Genomic DNA, 323 nt, shown 5'->3' with positions numbered 1-323 from the left:
ATCGAACACGCGGGCACGGGCAGCTTGCACATAGCAGCAACGCGCTTCGATGACGAGCGGGGCAAGGTGACGGGCAATGGTGTAGTTGATATCCAGGCGGAAACGCTCGACCACCGCCAAGCCGTCACGTCGGGGCAGCAGGTAGCGGTGCAGGCCGGTCAGCTGGACAACAGCGACGGTACCCTGCAGCAGACAGGGCCAGGACAGATGCGCGTGGACGTGGCGCAGACGCTGGACAATACGCGTGGCAGCATCGCCGGCAATGGCAGCGTGCAGGTGCAGGCGGGCGTGCTGGACAATAGCAAGGGGCGTATCACCTCGGC

Annotated in this window: 1 protein-coding gene; it reads left to right on the top strand. The window is 65.0% G+C overall.

Annotated elements, in window-relative coordinates:
• A partial coding sequence (locus J0O65_RS25415; protein ID WP_215409935.1) for a hypothetical protein occupies positions 1-323 on the top strand: 323 nt, incomplete at both ends.

This window comes from Janthinobacterium sp. JC611 (assembly GCF_018682595.1).
In the GTDB taxonomy this organism is placed as follows: Bacteria; Pseudomonadota; Gammaproteobacteria; order Burkholderiales; family Burkholderiaceae_D; genus Janthinobacterium.
The sequence above is the reverse complement of the archived record's forward strand: the minus strand, read 5'-3'. Positions and strand labels throughout refer to the sequence as shown.